The 17,192-nt window shown below is 70.0% G+C and carries 15 protein-coding genes; 11 read left to right on the forward strand and 4 right to left on the reverse strand.

All coding sequences use genetic code 11. From position 1 onward, the window contains the following. Positions 1 to 9: 9 nt before the first annotated feature. From nuoI to lysS, 8 genes are all read left to right on the forward strand, one after another. Positions 10 to 576 (forward strand): NADH-quinone oxidoreductase subunit NuoI, encoded by a 567-nt coding sequence (gene nuoI / locus J2S43_RS36805; RefSeq protein ID WP_306837094.1) that lies wholly within the window; start codon positions 10 to 12, stop codon positions 574 to 576. Then, the gene (locus tag J2S43_RS36810; RefSeq protein WP_306837096.1) at positions 573 to 1,319 is read left to right on the forward strand and encodes an NADH-quinone oxidoreductase subunit J; all 747 of its coding nucleotides are present in this window, start codon (positions 573 to 575) and stop codon (positions 1,317 to 1,319) included. The genes nuoI and J2S43_RS36810 overlap by 4 nt, the downstream gene beginning before the upstream one ends. Further along, positions 1,320 to 1,619: an NADH-quinone oxidoreductase subunit NuoK gene (nuoK, locus tag J2S43_RS36815; RefSeq protein WP_306837098.1), complete on the forward strand. Its 300-nt coding sequence runs from the start codon at positions 1,320 to 1,322 to the stop codon at positions 1,617 to 1,619. 61 nt (positions 1,620 to 1,680) lie between these two features. Then, entirely contained in the window at positions 1,681 to 3,552 is a 1,872-nt protein-coding gene (gene nuoL / locus J2S43_RS36820; protein WP_306839699.1) for an NADH-quinone oxidoreductase subunit L, read from the forward strand. After that, the gene (locus tag J2S43_RS36825; protein ID WP_306837100.1) at positions 3,549 to 5,075 is read left to right on the forward strand and encodes an NADH-quinone oxidoreductase subunit M; all 1,527 of its coding nucleotides are present in this window, start codon (positions 3,549 to 3,551) and stop codon (positions 5,073 to 5,075) included. Before nuoL ends, J2S43_RS36825 begins: the two co-directional genes overlap by 4 nt. Before the next feature lie 2 nt (positions 5,076 to 5,077). Further along, positions 5,078 to 6,610, forward strand: coding sequence for an NADH-quinone oxidoreductase subunit NuoN (nuoN, locus tag J2S43_RS36830; RefSeq protein ID WP_306837102.1), 1,533 nt, complete (start codon positions 5,078 to 5,080; stop codon positions 6,608 to 6,610). Positions 6,611 to 6,662: 52 nt separating this feature from the next. Beyond that, positions 6,663 to 7,682, forward strand: a complete 1,020-nt coding sequence (locus J2S43_RS36835) for a polyprenyl synthetase family protein (RefSeq protein ID WP_370881708.1) — start codon at positions 6,663 to 6,665, stop codon at positions 7,680 to 7,682. Between the two features lie 315 nt (positions 7,683 to 7,997). Further along, positions 7,998 to 9,749 (forward strand): lysine--tRNA ligase, encoded by a 1,752-nt coding sequence (gene lysS, locus J2S43_RS36840; RefSeq protein ID WP_306837104.1) that lies wholly within the window; start codon positions 7,998 to 8,000, stop codon positions 9,747 to 9,749. A 342-nt stretch (positions 9,750 to 10,091) separates the two neighbouring features. On the opposite strand, the gene J2S43_RS36845 is transcribed toward lysS, so the two are convergent. After that, the gene (locus tag J2S43_RS36845; protein ID WP_306837106.1) at positions 10,092 to 11,249 is read right to left on the reverse strand and encodes an MFS transporter; all 1,158 of its coding nucleotides are present in this window, start codon (positions 11,247 to 11,249) and stop codon (positions 10,092 to 10,094) included. A gap of 151 nt (positions 11,250 to 11,400) precedes the next feature. Here J2S43_RS36845 and J2S43_RS36850 point away from each other — a divergent pair, with 151 nt between their 5' ends. Further along, positions 11,401 to 12,198, forward strand: a complete 798-nt coding sequence (locus J2S43_RS36850) for an IclR family transcriptional regulator (protein WP_306839703.1) — start codon at positions 11,401 to 11,403, stop codon at positions 12,196 to 12,198. A gap of 50 nt (positions 12,199 to 12,248) precedes the next feature. On the opposite strand, the gene J2S43_RS36855 is transcribed toward J2S43_RS36850, so the two are convergent. Continuing rightward, entirely contained in the window at positions 12,249 to 14,360 is a 2,112-nt protein-coding gene (locus tag J2S43_RS36855; protein WP_306837108.1) for a PhoX family protein, read from the reverse strand. A 285-nt stretch (positions 14,361 to 14,645) separates the two neighbouring features. On the opposite strand from J2S43_RS36855, the gene J2S43_RS36860 reads away from it, so the two are divergent. Together J2S43_RS36860 and J2S43_RS36865 are read left to right on the forward strand one after the other, a co-directional pair. Next, a complete protein-coding gene (locus J2S43_RS36860; RefSeq protein WP_306837110.1) occupies positions 14,646 to 15,161 on the forward strand; it encodes a sigma-70 family RNA polymerase sigma factor in 516 nt (171 codons plus the stop codon). Then, on the forward strand, positions 15,158 to 15,877 hold the full coding sequence (locus J2S43_RS36865; RefSeq protein WP_306837111.1) for an anti-sigma factor family protein: 720 nt from the start codon (positions 15,158 to 15,160) through the stop codon (positions 15,875 to 15,877). The genes J2S43_RS36860 and J2S43_RS36865 overlap by 4 nt, the downstream gene beginning before the upstream one ends. On the opposite strand, the gene rarD is transcribed toward J2S43_RS36865, so the two are convergent. Continuing rightward, positions 15,867 to 16,760, reverse strand: a complete 894-nt coding sequence (gene rarD, locus J2S43_RS36870) for an EamA family transporter RarD (protein WP_306837113.1) — start codon at positions 16,758 to 16,760, stop codon at positions 15,867 to 15,869. The two genes, J2S43_RS36865 and rarD, sit on opposite strands and share 11 nt — an antisense overlap. Before the next feature lie 46 nt (positions 16,761 to 16,806). Next, positions 16,807 to 17,184, reverse strand: coding sequence for a phage holin family protein (locus J2S43_RS36875; protein WP_306837116.1), 378 nt, complete (start codon positions 17,182 to 17,184; stop codon positions 16,807 to 16,809). Positions 17,185 to 17,192: the final 8 nt, after the last annotated feature.

Genomic DNA, 17,192 nt, shown 5'->3' on the forward strand with positions numbered 1-17,192 from the left:
ATGGGCGTGATGGATCCCTTCAAGGGCTTCGGAGTGACCTTCTCCCACATGTTCCGGAAGGTCATCACCACCGACTACCCCTTCAAGCCGCCGGTCTCCGCGCCGCGCTACCACGGCCGGCACATCCTCAACCGGCACCCGGACGGCCTGGAGAAGTGCATCGGGTGCGAGCTGTGCGCCTGGGCCTGCCCGGCCGACGCGATCTTCGTGGAGGGCGGGGACAACACCGAGGACGAGCGCTACTCGCCCGGCGAGCGGTACGCGAAGAACTACCAGATCAACTACGCGCGCTGTATCTTCTGCGGGCTCTGCATCGAGGCCTGCCCGACCCGCTCGCTGACCATGTCGAACGAGTACGAGCTGGCCCGCGACAACCGGCAGGACCTCATCTTCACCAAGGAGCAGCTGCTCGCGCCGCTGCTGGAGGGGATGAGCAAGCCGCCGCACGCGATGTTCCTCGGCGAGACCGAGAAGGACTACTACGTCGGCGCGCTGGAGAACCCGGGCACCTCGGCCGGGGCGGAGAAGGCTCCCTGGAGTGACGCCTCGACTTCCGACGCGGGGGCCTCGGCATGATCACCGAACTGTCCGGCGGCGAGACCGCGCTGTTCTGGATCCTGGCGCCGCTCGCGGTGATCGGGGCGCTCGGCATGGTGCTGGCCCGCAACGCGGTGCACTCCGCGCTCTGGCTGGTCGTCACCATGCTCTGCCTCGGCGTCTTCTACGTCGCCCAGGCCGGCCCGTTCATCGGCATGGCCCAGATCATCGTCTACACCGGCGCGATCATGATGCTGTTCCTGTTCGTGCTGATGCTGGTCGGCCGGGACGCGTCCGACTCGCTGATCGAGACGCTGCGCGGCCAGCGGGTCGCCGCGATCGTGCTGGGCCTCGGCTTCGCCGGCCTGGTCGGTGCGGGCCTGTCCCGCGCGCTGACCGGCACCGGCGCGATCGGCCTGGCCTCGGCGAACGAGGGCGGCAACCTGCAGGGCATCGCGAGCCTGCTGTTCACCAAGTACGTCTTCGCGTTCGAGGTCACGTCCGGCCTGCTGATCAGCGCGGCGGTCGGCGCGATGATCCTGGCCCACGTCGAGCGGGCCAAGGGCGAGAAGCCGACGCAGGTGGACCGGATGAAGGCCCGGTTCGCGCCGGGCAGCTACCCCGGTCCGAAGCCCGGGCCCGGCATCTTCGCCACCTCCGACTCGGTCGCCACGCCGGCCCGCCTGCCGGACGGCACGTTCGCCGAGCGCAGCATCTCGAAGATCCTCCCGGTCCGCGAGCTGACCTCGGACGAGTCGGCGCTCAAGGGGACGGAGAAGTAGATGACACCCTCCGCGTACATCGTGCTGTCCGCGATCCTGTTCACGATCGGCGCGTCCGGCGTGCTGATCCGCCGGAACGCGATCGTGCTGTTCATGTGCATCGAGCTGATGCTCAACGCCGCGAACCTCGCGCTGGTCACCTTCAGCCGGATCAACGGAAACCTCGACGGCCAGATCATGGCGTTCTTCGTCATGGTCGTCGCGGCCGCCGAGGTGGTGGTCGGCCTGGCGATCATCATGTCGATCTTCCGGACCCGGCGTTCCGCCAGCGTCGACGACGCCAACCTCCTGAAGTACTGAGGGGACGACTGTGGAACAACACACGGTGGAGTACGCCCACGCCACGGGGCTGCTGGGAAGCATGTGGCTGCTGGTGGCGATCCCGCTCGCCAGCGCCGCGCTCCTGCTGCTGCTCGGCCGCCGCGCCGACCGGTGGGGACACTGGCTCGGCGTGCTGGCCCCGGCGGCGTCTTTCGTCCTCGGGCTCGTCCTCTTCGCGCAACTGTCCGGGCTGGAGAACAAGTCGGTCGAGCTGTCCCTGTGGCAGTTCATCGACGTCTTCGCGTTCCAGGTCGACTTCGGTCTGCTCTACGACCCGCTGTCCGCGGTGTTCGTGCTGCTGATCACCGGCGTCGGCTCGCTGATCCACCTCTACGCGGTGGAGTACATGCGGCACGACGAGGGGCGTCGCCGGTTCTTCGGCTACTTCAACCTCTTCGTCGCGGCCATGCTGCTGCTGGTGCTCGGCAACAACTACGTGATGCTCTACGTCGGCTGGGAGGGCGTGGGTCTCGCGTCGTACCTGCTGATCTCGTTCTGGTACACGCGGCCGTCCGCCGCGACCGCGGGCAAGAAGGCGTTCCTGATGAACCGGGTCGGCGACGCCGGCTTCGCCATCGCGATCTTCCTGATGTTCGCGGCGCTCGGGACCACGCAGTACGACGAGGTCTTCAACGGCGTCTCCGCGCTCAGCGCCGGGATGGTGCTGGCCATCGGCCTGTTGCTGCTGCTCGGTGCGACCGGCAAGTCCGGCCAGTTCCCGCTCCAGGCCTGGTTGCCGGACGCGATGGAGGGCCCGACCCCGGTCTCCGCGCTCATCCACGCGGCCACCATGGTCACCGCGGGCGTCTACCTGATCGCCCGCTCCAACCCGGTCTTCTCCGCCAACGAGACGCTGCAGACCACGGTGGTCGCGATCGGCGCGCTGACGCTGGTGATCGGCTGCATCATCGGCTGCGCCAAGGACGACATCAAGCGCGTGCTGGCCTGGTCGACGGTCTCGCAGATCGGCTACATGTTCCTCGGCGTCGGGCTCGGCGGCGGCGCGTACGCGCTGGCCATCGTGCACCTGCTGGCGCACGGCTTCTTCAAGGCGGGCCTGTTCCTCGGTGCCGGCTCGGTGATGCACGGCATGCACGACCAGACCGACATCCGGCGGTTCGGCGGGCTGGCCAAGCACATGCGGATCACCTGGGCCACGTTCGGCCTGGGCTGGCTCGCGATCATCGGCATGTTCCCGTTCTCCGGCTTCTTCTCCAAGGAGCCGATCATCGCGGCCGCGTTCGAGCGGGAGGACTGGACGGCCTGGCTGTTCGGCGGCGCCGCGCTGCTCGGTGCCGGGCTGACCGCGTTCTACATGACGCGGCTGTTCGTGCTGACCTTCCACGGCCCCGCGCGGTGGACCGACGACATCAAGAAACCGCACGAATCGCCCGCGCTGATGACGATCCCGCTGATCCTGCTGGCGGTCGGCTCGGTCGCGGCCGGCTTCCTGCTCTCCACGAGCGTGCCGGACTGGCTCACGCCGACGCTCGGCACGCACGAGGGCGAGCACCACGCGGTCCTGTCGCACACGGTCATCACGATCCTGTCGCTCGGCGTGACCGTGCTCGGCGCGGGCCTGGCCTGGTTCCTGTTCCGCAACGGCACCCAGGAGCAGGAGCAGCCCGCGAACGTGCTGGTCACCGCGGCCCGCCGGAACCTCTACGCGGACACGTTCAACGAGTGGGTGTTCGAGCGGCCCGGCCTCTACCTGACCCGCGCGCTGGTCTTCCTCGACAACCGGGGGATCGACGGCGTGGTCAACGGGCTCGCGGCCGCGGTCGGCGGCGGGTCCGGCCGGTTGCGGCGGATGCAGACCGGCTTCGTCCGCTCCTATGCCATGTCGATCCTCACCGGCGCGCTGGTGGTCACGGCGGCGTTCGTCGCGCTGCAGTTGGGGTGGTTGGTGTGAGCTCCTTTCCCTACCTGTCGGTGCTGACCGTGGCGCCGCTGGTCGGCGCGCTGGTCGTGGCGTTCCTGCCGCGCAGCCGGCCCGAGCTGGCGAAGTGGCTCACGCTCGCCTGGTCGCTCGGCATCCTGGCGCTGACCGTGGCGCTCTGGGTCGCGTTCGAGGCCGGTGGCGAGCGGCTGCAACTGCGCGAGTCGTACCCGTGGATCCCCGGCTGGGGCGCGAACTTCACGTTCGCGGTGGACGGCATCGCGCTGGTCATGCTGATGCTGATCGCGGTGCTGGTGCCGATCGTCATCCTGGCGGCCTGGCACGAGGCGGACGTCAGCGGCCGGTCGGTGCCGGTCTACTTCGCGCTGCTGCTGGCGCTGGAGTCGACGATGATCGGCGTCTTCGCGGCCGCCGACGTCTTCCTGTTCTACGTGTTCTTCGAGGTCATGCTGGTGCCGATGTACTTCCTGATCGGCTCCTACGGCGGTGGCCAGCGGCAGTACGCGGCCGTCAAGTTCTTCCTCTACAGCCTGGTCGGCGGCCTGTTCATGCTCGCGGCCGTGGTCGGCCTGTGGGTGGCCGGCGGGCACACGTTCGACTGGGCCGCACTCACCCAGATCGACATGTCCACCGGCACCGAGCGCTGGCTGTTCCTCGGCTTCTTCCTCGCGTTCGCGATCAAGGCGCCGTTCTTCCCGTTCCACACCTGGCTGCCGGACGCCGGTGGCAGCGCGCCGGTCGGTGCCGGTGCGCTGCTCGTCGGGATACTCGACAAGGTCGGCACGTTCGGGATCCTGCGGTACTGCCTGCCGATCTTCCCGGACGCGTCGCGGTACTTCGCGCCGCTCGCGCTGGTGCTCGGCGTGATCGGCATCATCTACGCGGCGCTGCTCGCGGTCGGGCAGAACGACCTCAAGCGGCTCGTGTCGTACACGTCGATCGCGCACTTCGGTTTCATCGGCGTCGGGATCTTCGCGTTCACCACCCAGGCCGGCACCGGCGCGGTGCTCTACATGGTCAACCACGGCCTCGCCACCGGCCTGCTCTTCCTGGTCGTCGGCATGCTCGTGGCCCGCCGGGGTTCCGCGCTGATCAGCGACTTCGGCGGCGCCGGCAAGTACGTGCCGGTGCTGGCGGGTGTGCTGTTCTTCGCCGGTCTGGCGTCGCTGGCCATGCCCGGGACCGCGCCGTTCGTCTCCGAGTTCCTGGTGCTGATCGGCACGTTCACGGTCAACAAGCCGATCGCGATCATCGCGACACTCGGCATCGTGCTCGCGGCCGCGTACGTGCTCTGGATGGTCCAGCGCACCATGCAGGGCACCCCGAACCCGGCGCTGGCCGAGGTCGAGGGCATGCGGCGGGACATCACGCTGCGCGAGAAGGTCGTGGTGGCGCCGCTGATCGCGATGATCATCGTGTTCGGCTTCTACCCGAAGCCGATCACCGACGTCATCAACCCGGCCGTGCAGGCCACCATGCAGGACGTCGGCGCGACGGACCCCGCACCCACGGCGATCACCGAGGCGGCGAAGTGACCATGGACGAACTCAAGGCACCCTCCATCGACTACGCGGCCGTCGCGCCGATCCTCATCCTGTTCGGCGCGGCCTGCCTCGGCGTGCTCGCCGAGGCGTTCGTGCCGCGGCGCGCGCGGCACGCCGTCCAGCTGGGTCTCGCGCTGCTCGCCACGGTCGCGGGGCTGGTCGTCGTGATCACCCAGGCGTCGACGCGGGTCACCACGGCCGGCGGCGCGGTCGCGATCGACGGTCCCGCGGTCTTCCTGCAGGGCGCGATCCTGGCGCTCGCGCTGGTGTCGCTGCTGCTGATGGGGGAGCGGAAGCTGGAGGCCGGCGGCGCGTTCGTGCCGCAGGCCGCGATCACGGTCGGCTCCGACGCGGACGTCCGGCAGGCGGCCCACGCGCCCGGCCTGACCGAGGTCTACCCGATCTCGCTCTTCGCGATCGCCGGCATGCTGCTCTTCGTCGCCGCGAACGACCTGCTCACCATGTTCATCGCGCTCGAGGTCTTCTCACTCCCGCTCTACCTGCTCTGCGCGCTCGCCCGCCGGCGGCGGCTGCTCAGCCAGGAGGCCGCGCTCAAGTACTTCCTGCTCGGGTCGTACGCGTCCGCGTTCTTCCTGTTCGGCGTGGCGCTCATCTACGGCTTCGTCGGCGGGGTCGACTTCGGCAGCATCCACGCCGCGGCCGCCGAGTCCGGCCGTGACCCGCTGCTGCTCTACGCGGGCCTGGCGATGCTCTCGATCGGCCTGCTCTTCAAGACCGCGGCCGTGCCGTTCCACGTCTGGACGCCGGACGTCTACCAGGGCGCGCCGACGCCGATCACCGCGTTCATGGCCGCGTGCACCAAGGTCGCGGCGTTCGGTGCGCTGCTGCGCGTGCTCTACGTCGGGTTCAACGGGCTGAGCTGGGACTTCACGCCGATCCTGGGCGTCATCGCGGTGCTCACCATGATCCTCGGCGCGGTGCTGGCCGTGACGCAGACCGACATCAAGCGGCTACTGGCCTACTCGTCCATCGCGAACGCGGGATATCTGCTGGTCGGCGTGCTGGCCAGCGGCGAGTCCGGGCTCGCCAGCACGATGTTCTACCTGGTCGCGTACGGATTCACGGTGCTCGGCGCGTTCGCCGTGGTCACCCTGGTCCGGGACGCGGACGGCGAGGCCGGTCACCTGTCCCGCTGGGCCGGGCTCGGCCGCCGGTCGCCGTTGATCGCCGGGCTCTTCACGTTCATCCTGCTCGCGTTCGCCGGGATCCCCCTGACCAGCGGATTCATCAGCAAGTTCGCGGTCTTCGGCGCGGCGATCGACGGCGGGCAGACCTGGCTCGTGATCGCCGGAGTGATCAGCAGCATCGTGCTCGCGTTCCCGTACCTCCGGGTCGTGGTCATGATGTGGCTCTCCGACCCGAGCGAGGCCACGCCGACCGTCTCGGTTCCCGGCGTGTTCACCACGGCCGCGCTGACCATCGGTGTGGCGATGACGCTGCTGCTCGGCGTGGCGCCGTCCCTGCTCCTGGACCTGACCAGCGGTGCCGCCGAGTTCGTCCAGTAGCTCCGTGTTCCCCCACAGGGCTGGCCTGCCACGCATATGGCATCGTAGAGTCGTGGCAGGCCTTACCCCAGGTGCGGTTAATGCGAGCGGGCTCGACTTCGTCGACCCCGCTATCGAGGCGTCGGTGTCGGCGATCCTCGAGGAGGTCGAGGCCAGTCTCCGGGACAGCGTCGACAGCGCGGATCCGCTGGTCCGCGAGGCGTCGATGCATCTCGTCTCGGCCGGCGGCAAGCGCTTCCGTCCGCTGCTGGTCGCGGTCGGCGCCCACCTCGGCGATCCGACCGAGGAGCGCGTGGCCCAGGCCGCGGTGGTCATGGAGATGACCCACCTCGCCACGCTTTACCACGACGACGTCATGGACGAGGCGTCCGTCCGGCGCGGCGCGCCCAGCGCCAACAGCCGCTGGACGAACTCGGTCGCGATCCTGGTCGGCGACTACCTGTTCGCCCGCGCCGCGGACATATCAGCCGACCTCGGCACCGAGGCGGTGCGACTGCAGGCGCGGACGTTCTCGCAGCTGGTGCAGGGTCAGCTGGCCGAGACCGTGGGCCCGCGCGACGGCGACCCGATCGCGCACCACCTGCAGGTCATCGAGGACAAGACGGCCTCGCTGATCGCCACCTCCGCCCGCTTCGGCGCTCTCTTCGCCGGTGCCCCCGCCGAGCAGGTCGAGGCGCTCGCCGGTTACGGGATATCGATGGGGATCGCGTTCCAGCTCTCCGACGACCTGCTGGACATCGCGTCCGAGTCGATCCAGTCCGGTAAGACGCCCGGCACCGACCTGCGCGAGGGCGTGCCGACGCTGCCGGTGTTCTACGCGCTCGCCTCGGACGACGCGGACGCCAGCTCCATCCGGCTCCGCGATCTGCTCTCCATGGGCCCGCTGGTCGACGACGGGCTGCACGCGGAGGCGCTCGGGCTGCTGCGCGAGTCGCCGGCGATGAAACGCGCGCGGGAGACGGTCCGCTCCTACGCGGACGAGGCGCGGGCCCGCATAGCGGTCCTTCCGGAGGGCCCGACCCGCCGCACACTCGAAGGCCTCTGCGACTTCATCGCAGACCGAACTGGCTAGCGCTGGCAATCCTCCGGTCAGCCCACAGCGGCGAGCTTTGGGCCAGGCCGGGGCTGGGGCGGTCAGAATCTACGGTCAAATTCATTTTCCCGCTTCCGGCGTGGTCCTTTGGGCTTGCTCCCGCGGGCAACGGTCGTCGTATGGGCGCAGCGTTTACTCCGCTCGGGGGCGGGTGGTCGGGGCGGCAGCTGGGCTCCCTGCCGGATTCGCGGTGGAGAGGGGCGCCTTTCGCGTAATTGAGTTGCCCGCGCGTGGGGTCGGCGGTGAGGTCGGGGAGAATGGGGTGTTGCGGTTTGCGGAGAGGGTGTTGAGGGCGTGGCTGCTGGCAGCGATGTTGACTGGGTCAATCGGTTCGCGGACGAGGTGATCGCGGAAGCGGAGCGTCGTGCGCCGGGCAAGCCGATCGTCTGTGCGAGTGGGCTGAGCCCGTCGGGGCCGATCCACCTGGGCAATCTGCGCGAGGTGATGACGCCACACCTGGTCGCGGACGAGATCCGGCGCCGCGGGCACGACGTCACGCACATCATCTCCTGGGACGACTTCGACCGATACCGGAAGGTGCCGAAGGGGATCGCCGGCATCGACCCGGAGGACCCGGCCTGGCAGGCGCACATCGGCAAGCCGCTGACCCGGGTGCCGGCGCCGCCCGGCAGCGCCTACTCCAGCTGGGCCGAGCACTTCAAGGCCGCGATGATCGAGTCGCTGGCGGAGATGGGCGTGGAGTACCGGGGCATCAGCCAGACCGAGATGTACACCTCCGGTGCGTACCGTGAGCAGGTTCTGCTCGCCATGCGGGAGCGCGGGCGGATCGACGCGATCCTGGACCGTTACCGGACGAAGAACCGGGATGCCCCGAAGAAGGCGCCCAAGCAGCAGGGCCCGAAGCTGGACGAGGCCGACGAGGCGGCAGCCGCCGAGGCCGCCGAGGGATCGGGCGCGGCCGGCGAGGACGACGGTGCGACCGCGACCGGCTACTACCCGTTCAAGCCGTTCTGCGCGGACTGCGGCAAGGACTTCACCACCGTCGTGGCCTACGACGACGACAGCACCGAGCTGACCTACACCTGCACGTGCGGGCACACCGCCACGGTGCTGCTGAGCGAGTTCACCGACGGCAAGCTGGTCTGGAAGGTCGACTGGCCGATGCGCTGGGCGCGCGAGGGCGTCGTGTTCGAGCCCTCCGGCGTGGATCACCAGTCGCCGGGCAGCTCGTTCGTGGTCGGCGGCCAGATCGTCACCGAGATCTTCGGCGGCGAGCAGCCGATCGGGCCGATGTACGCGTTCGTCGGCATCTCCGGCCAGGCGAAGATGTCCAGCTCCAAGGGGGGCGTGCCGACACCGGCCGACGCCCTGGAGATCATGGAGGCGCCGCTGCTGCGCTGGCTCTACGCGCGCCGCCGGCCGAACCAGTCGTTCAAGGTCGCGTTCGACCAGGAGATCCAGCGGCTCTACGACGAGTGGGACGCGCTGGAGAAGCGGATCGCGGCCGGCGAGGCGAACGAGGTCGACGCGGCCGTGCACACCCGGGCCGCGAGCACCGCGGCCGGATCGCTGCCGGTGACGCCGCGCCCGGTGTCGTACCGGACGCTGGCCAGCGTCGCGGACATCACCACCGGCGACGAGGGCCAGATGCTGCGGATCCTGCACGACCTGGACCCGGCGGCGCCGATCATCAACCTGTCCGAGGTGCGCCCGCGGCTGGACCGCGCCACCACCTGGGTGACGACGCACGTGCCGGCCGAGCAGCGCACCCGGCTGCGGGACGAGCCGGACCTCGACCTGATCAAGAGCCTGGACGACACGCAGCGGGAGTCGCTGCGGCTGCTGGTGGCCGGGCTGGACGAGCACTGGTCGCTGGACGGTCTGACCACACTGGTCTACGGCGTGCCGAAGGTGCTGGCCGGGCTGCCACCGGACACGAAGCCGACGCCGGAGCTGAAGGTGGCGCAGCGGACGTTCTTCGCGCTGCTCTACCACCTGCTGGTCGGCCGGGACACCGGCCCGCGCCTGCCCACGTTGCTGCTCGCGGCCGGCGCCGACCGCGTCCGCCGCCTGCTCTCCGCCTGACCCACGTTCCATGATCGAGGCGTCCCCATGTCCTTCTAGCGACATGGGGAACGCCTCGATCTTCGTTCGGTGCGCCGCAGGCGGCTCGCGCTCGGCGGGCAGGGCGGCTCGCGGCAAGGGCTGGTGCGGTTGAGCGTGCCCGCTCACGCGGCCGGCAGTACGTGCCCGCTCACGCGGCCGGCAGTAGGTGCCGGCTGACGCGGGCTGGCGGACGCTCACGCGGCCGGCCGGGCGTGTCCCGCTCACGCGGCCGGCAGTAGGTGCCGGCTGACGCGGGCTGGCGGACGCTCACGCGGCCGGTCGGGCGTGTCCCGCTCACGCGGCCGGTTCGGCGTGTCCCGCTTACGCGGCTGGTCGGGCGCGGCGGAGCAGGGTGGCGCCGAGGGCCATGCACAGTGCCGCCCCCAGCATGGCGCTGGCGGCCGCCAGCCACATGGCGGTGTATCCGAAGTGGGTGGCGACGAAACCGAGCGTCAGCGGGCCCAGGCAGCCGCCCGCGTAGACGCCGGTCTGGGTGACCGAGGTGGCGGCCGCGGGCGCCCGCGGGTGCAGGCGCACCACCGCGAAGTTCATCAGCCCGGGCCAGGCCCAGCCGAGCCCGAAGCCGAGCACCACGCCGGCGATCAGCGCCGGGTTGCCGCCGAGCGTGAGCAGTGCCAGCCCGCCCGCACCGATGATCAGCTGCGCGGAGATCACCGTGAGCTGCCGGCCCGGCAGCTTGTCCGCGAAGTAGCCGCCGAGCACGCGCGCGGCCACGCAGACCGCGCCGCCCAGCGTGAGCGCGAGCCCGGCCGGGCCGGGGCCGACGCCGCGCGCCACGGTCGCGTCGACCAGGAACGTGCCGAGCGCGTTCGCGGAACCGGCCGCGAGCGTGGCCGCGACCGCCACGACGACGAGCCCGGCCGTGGCGTGGCCGGACGGGGCGCTGTGATCGCGGACGCGGGCGGGCGCGGCCGGTGCGGCCGGCAGCGCGCTCAATGCCAGCAGGGCGGCCAGCACGAACGCCCACCGCCAGCCGAGCGTCAGCGCCACCGTGGGTACGGCCGCGCCGGCCAGCAGCGTGGAGAGCGGGATCGCGGCCTGTTTGGTGCCGAACGACAGCCCTTGCCGTCCCGGGGGCGCGTGCCGGGCGAGGGCGGCGTTGCCGGCGATCTGGCCGAGCGCGTTGGCGCCGGCGCCGGCCGCGAGCAGCAGCGTGAGCGTGAGCGCGGAGTTCGCCAGCAGGCCGACCGCGAGCAGCGAGGCGGCGGAGAGCACGATCGCGGCGCGGGCGGTGGGACCGGAGCCGTACCGCTCGACCAGGCGCCCGGCCGGGATGGAGGCGAGCGCGCTCACGCCGAAGTAGACGGAGATCGCGATGCCGAGCTGGGCCGGGGAGAGCGGGAACGACTCGCCGATCTGGACCGCGAGGCCGCCGACGAGGAATCCGGGCAGGACGACCGCGATGGTGGTGGCGAGTACGCCGCCGACCGGACCCGGGGAGAAGCGGATCTTGACCATCTCGGCAAATGCTACTTGATCCGGGCGTACCACCCAAAGTGTTAACTTGGACACCCAAGGTCACGAGATATCTGGGTCTCTCAATCCATTCGGGCATTCCCTCATCGGAGCCTTTTTCATATGGTGTAAGTCCATGGCTACGGAGGTGGGTGTGCGCGACCCCTTAGCGGAGCCGTCCGACCTGATTCGTAGCGTCTCGCGTGCGCTACGTGTCTTGGAATCGGTCGGGCGGGCACCGCGTGGACTGACGGTGAAGCAGATCGCACGGCGGTGCGAGCTGACGGTGGCGACGACGTACCACCTGGTCCGGACCCTCGCTTACGAGGGTTACGTGATCCGGCGGGAGGACGGCACCTACATCGTCGGCCTCGAGATCGCCGATCGGTACCGGGAGCTCGTCGCCGCGTTCCGCGGGCCGCCCGCGGTCGGCGACGCGTTACGCCGGGCCGCGGTGGACAGTGGCTACAGCCACTACCTGGGCCGCTTCGTCGGTAACAAGGTGGCGATCACGGCGGTGGCGGAGGGCCCCCGTTCGCCCTATGTGGAGGATCTGGTCCCCGGCTTCGACGAGGGGGCGCACGCGACCGCGCTCGGCAAGGCGCTGCTGGCGACGCTCACGCCCGACCAGCGCGCGCGGTACCTGCGAGATTTCGGTATGCGCCAGTTCACCGCGCAGACGCTGACCTCGGTCGAGCAACTGGAGAACGACCTGGCCGCCGGCGAGCGGCGCGGCATGCAGATAGAGATGGGCCAGTTCCGGCAGGGCGTCGCGTGCGCCGGGCTGATCGTGACGCCGGACCGGGACCTGGAGCGGCGCGTGGTGATCGCCTGCGCGCTGCCGGCCGCGGAGCTGATGACGTCGGCCCGGGTGCTGCGCACCCGGTTGCAGGCCACCGCGCGGGTGGTGGCGGAGGCGCTGGCCGCGGGCGAACCCAACGGCACGACCTGAACGCCGGCGGGGGTACGCGTACCCCCGCCGGCGTGTGGTTCTTGGAGGCGTCAGGCGCCGATGAAGCCGCCGTCGCGGCGCCAGGTGACCACGACGCCCGGCTTGGCGATGTCGCCGTCCGGCCAGTTGGAGGCCGGGTTCTCCACCGAGGCGCCGGTGAGTTCACCCGGGTGCTGGACCGCCACGAAGACCGACTTGTCGTCCTCCGTGATGAACGGGCCACAGGTCTCCGCGCCGCGCGGCACGGTGAGGAACTGCTTGAGGTGACCCTTTTCCGGACCCTCGATCGGCGTGGCGAAGAGGCCGTCGTTGCTGCCCAGCGCGTTGCCGTCGGTGGAGACCCAGAGGTTTCCGGTCGAGTCGAACGCGACGTTGTCCGGGCAGGAGATCGGCGAGACCTTGGTCTTGTCGTAGCCCGCGAAGAACGTCGCCGGGTCGGCCGGGTCGCCGCACACGATCGGAACCGCCCAGGTGAACGACTCGCTGGTGTGGTCGCCCTTGTCCTCGGTGATCTCGAAGATGTGGCCGTGCTTGTTGGCGTTGCGCGGGTTCGCCTCGTCGGCGGGCGCGTTCGTACCGACGCCGCGGTTGGTGTTGTTGGTCAGCGCCGCGTAGATCTTGCCGGTGATCAGGCTCGGCTGGACGTCCTCGGGGCGGTCCATCTTGGTGGCGCCGACCTTGTCGCCGGCCAGGCGCGTGAAGACCAGCACGTCCGCCGCGGTCATGCCGTCGACGAACGACTTGTTGCCGCTGACCAGCTTGATCCACTTGCCGGCGCCGTCGAACGCGCCGTCGCTCGGCAGCTTGCCCGAGCCGTCGATCTCGCCGGCGCTGGTGTAGCCGAGCTTCGCCACGTAGAGCGTGCCGGACTCGAGCAGCGACAGGTTGTTCTTCCGCGCGTAGGACGAGTCCCCGGCGATGTACTTCTTGTCGGAGACGAACTTGTAGAGGTAGTCGAACCGCTCGTCGTCGCCCATGTACGCCACGACCTTGCCGTTCTTCGCCACGATGACGTTCGCGCCCTCGTGCTTGAAGCGGCCCATCGCGGTGTGCTTGCGCGGCTTGGACTCCGGGTCGAACGGGTCGACCTCGACGATCCAGCCGAAGCGGTGCCCCTCGTTGGGGTGCTTGGCCAGGTCGAAGCGCTCCTGCACCCGGTCCCACTTGCGGCTGTCGGCCGGGTAGCGGGCCGAGGTGGAGATGCCGTAGCGGCCGTACCGCGTCTTCAGGTCCGCGCTGAGCGCGTCGCCGCCCACGAAGTACTGGTTGAAGTTCTCCTCGCCGGAGAGCACGGTGCCCCACGGCGTGACGCCGCCGGCGCAGTTGTTCAGCGTGCCGATCGGCGTGGTGCCGCGCGGGTCGGCCGCGGTCTTCAGCCACGCCGAGCCGGTCGCCGGGCCGGTGAACTGGAACTGCGTCTCGGACGCGGTGATCCGGCGGTTGTACGAGCGGCGGCCGCGGTCGACCACGGCCCACTCGCCGGTCTCCTCGACGCGCTCGATCTCGACCACCGACAGGCCGTGGGCGGCCATGGCGACCTTGATCTGCTCCGTGCTCAGCGCGTCCAGCGTGGTGAAGCCCGGGAACATCAGGTTCTCGTTGGTGTACTCGTGGTTGACCACGAGCAGCGCCTTGTCGCCGCCGCGGCCCAGCGGGATCACGCCGACGAAGTCGTTGTTGTAGCCGAACTGCTTCGACTGCGCCTTGCCGGTCTGCTTGGCCAGGTCGAAGCCGGGCGCGCCGGGGACGACCTCGTCGCCCCACTTGATCACCACGGAGTGGTCGTAGCCGTTCGGGACCACGAAGCTGTCCAGCGTGTTCGGCGGGATCGGCTTGAAGTCCAGCTTGCCCTTGGTGCCGTTGCCGTTACCCGGCTTCCGCGTGGTGGGCAGCGTCTCCGCGACGGGCGCGGCCATCGCCGGGGTGGCGCCGGCGGCGACGGCGCCGCTGAAGCCGAGCACCATGGCACCGATCGCACCGGCACGCATCACACCGCGACGGGAGACCTCGCCGGAGACCAGATCGCCGAAGTACTCGTTCTCGGACTCGTTGGGTACCGGGTGGTCGCAGGCGTTGCCGCAGCGGTACAGGCACGTCATCGCGCTACGGCCACTGTGGCCGGTCTGGCCGATCAGCGGCAGCAGGCGGGGGCGTTCGGACATGTGGTGAAGCCTCCTCGTCGGGTTTGACATATCGGTTCTCCACGTCCGAAGGCAGGGGGCGTGGACGAGCGCGGCCTTCATCGTTACCAGCCGTGCGTCGCGCACGCTGCCAGAAGTCGTCATCCCGGCCAAGCACCGACGGTTACCGACGAATGAACCCAAGGTGAACAGCCTTTGGTCGGTCCAGGGGTGGGCGGTCTGGGCGGCGTCCGGGGCATGCGAACTGGCCTTTGAACCGTTTCCGGGCTCGGCCGCGTACCTAGAGCCAGGAGAGGGGGGTGGCCGTTGACGGACGAGGGCACCGCACTGCTGCGGGTCTTGCACGACGAGCACGGGGACGCGCTGTTCGCTCACGCGCTCCGGCTCGCCGGGGGAGACCGTCAGCGCGCCGAAGATCTCTGTCAGGAGACGTTGCTTCGTGCGTGGCGACATCCGGAGGCGCTGGACCCACAGCGGGGTTCGGTACGGGCGTGGCTGTTCACGACCGCACGGAACCTGGCAATCGACGCGTGGCGACGGCGTTCCGCACGACCCGGTGAAGTGATCACCGACGTGCTGCCGGAACCACCACCGACGGAAGACGAGGCTGACCGCGCAGTGGAGGCGTGGACCGTCGCCGAGGCTCTGTCCCGGCTCTCCCTCGCACATCGGGAGGTCCTGGTGGAGTGCTTCTACCAGGGGCGTTCGGTGTCGGAGGCGGCACAACGGCTGGGCATCCCGCCCGGCACAGTCAAGTCCAGGACCCACTACGCGTTGCGAGCTCTGCGCATGGCGCTGGAAGAAATGGGGGTGATGCGATGAGGTGCGACTACGCGTACGACGACGGCGCTTACGTCCTCGGCGCTCTGTCCCCCGGAGAACGAGCCGCCTACGAGCGGCACCTGTCCACCTGCCCGTTCTGCCGGGAGGCGGTCGCGGAGATCGCGGTCCTGCCCGGCCTGCTCGGACGGCTCGACCCGGCGGACTTCGCCGAACTTGCCGTCCCCGCGGAGCAGTCCCGTCTGCCCCGCGTCATCACGGCCGCCACCACGGAACGGCGCCGCAGCCGGCGCACGAACCGATGGCGGTACGCCGGAACGCTCGCCGCCGCGGCCGCACTCGCGCTGGTGGTGGGGTTCGGCGTGGGCGCGCTGCGCGGCACCGGCCCCTCGGCGCCGCCGATCGCTCTGGGGTCGCCGTCCTCGGAGTCCGAGCCGCCGCCGGAGCTGAAGGAGATGAAGCCGGTCGCCGAGACCGTGCCCGTCGCCGCGTCGGTCGGGCTGACGACCAAGGAGTACGGCACCGCGGTCGCGATGGAGTGCGCCTACGAGCCGACCGGAAAAGAAGGCAAGGCGATCCTGTTCCGCCTGATCGCCAAGGGCGCGGACGGGACCCAGGATCAGATCGGGTCCTGGTGGGCGGCACCGGGGGACAAGGTCGAGCTGACCGGCCTGACGCACTACACGGAGGACGAGCTGGACCGGTTCGAGCTGGTCCGGTCGGACGACACGACGCTGCTGACGTACGTCATCCCCTGACGACGACGGCTCCGCGGGTGGCACGGATGCCGTCCACGGTGAAGATGATCAGAGCGACCCAGACCAGCGCGAACCCGGCCAGCCGGACCGGTGGCATCGGCTCGTGGAAGACGAAAACGGCGACCAGGAGCTGCAGGATCGGCGCGACGTACTGAAGAATGCCGACCGCGGTCAGCGGGAGGCGGTTCGCCGCGCCCGCGAACAGGATCAGCGGGATCGCGGTCGCGGCGCCGGACACCACCATCAGCACCAGGTGGCCGGCACCCTCGGTGCCGAACGTGGACCCGCCGGACGCGGTCAGCCAGGCCAGGTAGGCCAGCGCGGGCAGCGCCAGCACGGCCGACTCGACGAACAGGCCACCGGACGGCGGCAGCGCCAGGTTCTTCTTGACCAGGCCGTAGGTGCCGAAGCTCGCGGCCAGCGTCAACGCGAGGTACGGCAGCCGGCCGTAGTCGACGGTCAGCACCAGCACCGCGAGCGCGCTCACGCCGAGCGCGGCCCACTGCGCGGGGCGCAGCCGCTCACCCAGCACCAGCACACCGAGCAGCACCACGACCAGCGGCGTGATGAAGTAGCCGAGCGCGGTCTCGACGACGCGCTCGGAGTGGACGCCGTAGATGTAACCGCCCCAGTTGATGCCGATCAGCACGGCGGCCAGCGCGATACCGCCGAGCCGCTTCGGCCGGTCACGCAGCGTCCGCAGGAACGACCAGGCCCGGGTCAGGCTCAGCAGCGTGGCGACGAAGACGACGGACCAGACCACGCGATGCGCGAGGATCTCCACCGGCCCGGCCGGCTCCAGCAGCCGGATGTAGAGCGGGAAGAAACCCCAGATGGCGTACGCGATGAGGCCGTACGCGAGTCCGCGGCGTGTCTCGTCCATGGGGCCACCGTAAGGGGTTGCCCGCACGGCGGTCCTTTCATGTGAGCTAGTCGTCGCCGTCCGGGACGAACAGGTTCAGCGCCCAGCTCACGATCGAGACCAGCAGCGCGCCGAACACGGCCGGCCAGAAGCCGTCCACCACGAACGGCAGGTCCAGCTCACCGGCGATCCAGCCGGTCAGCATGAACAGCAGGCCGTTCACGACCAGCGCGATCAGGCCCAGCGTCAGCAGGTAGAACCCGCAGCCGACCACCTTGATCAGTGGTCGCAGCACCGCGTTGACCAAGCCGAAGATGACCGCCACCGCGACCAGCGTGCCGATCGCGCCGCCCATGGAGGACGTCTCGAGCGAGATGCCCGGAACAATCAGCGTGGCGATCCAGAGCGCCAGCGCGCTGATGCCGAGCCGAATGAGGATGCCCACTCCCCGAT

Origin of the sequence: Catenuloplanes nepalensis, from assembly GCF_030811575.1 — a bacterium.
Classification (GTDB): Bacteria; Actinomycetota; Actinomycetes; order Mycobacteriales; family Micromonosporaceae; genus Catenuloplanes; species Catenuloplanes nepalensis.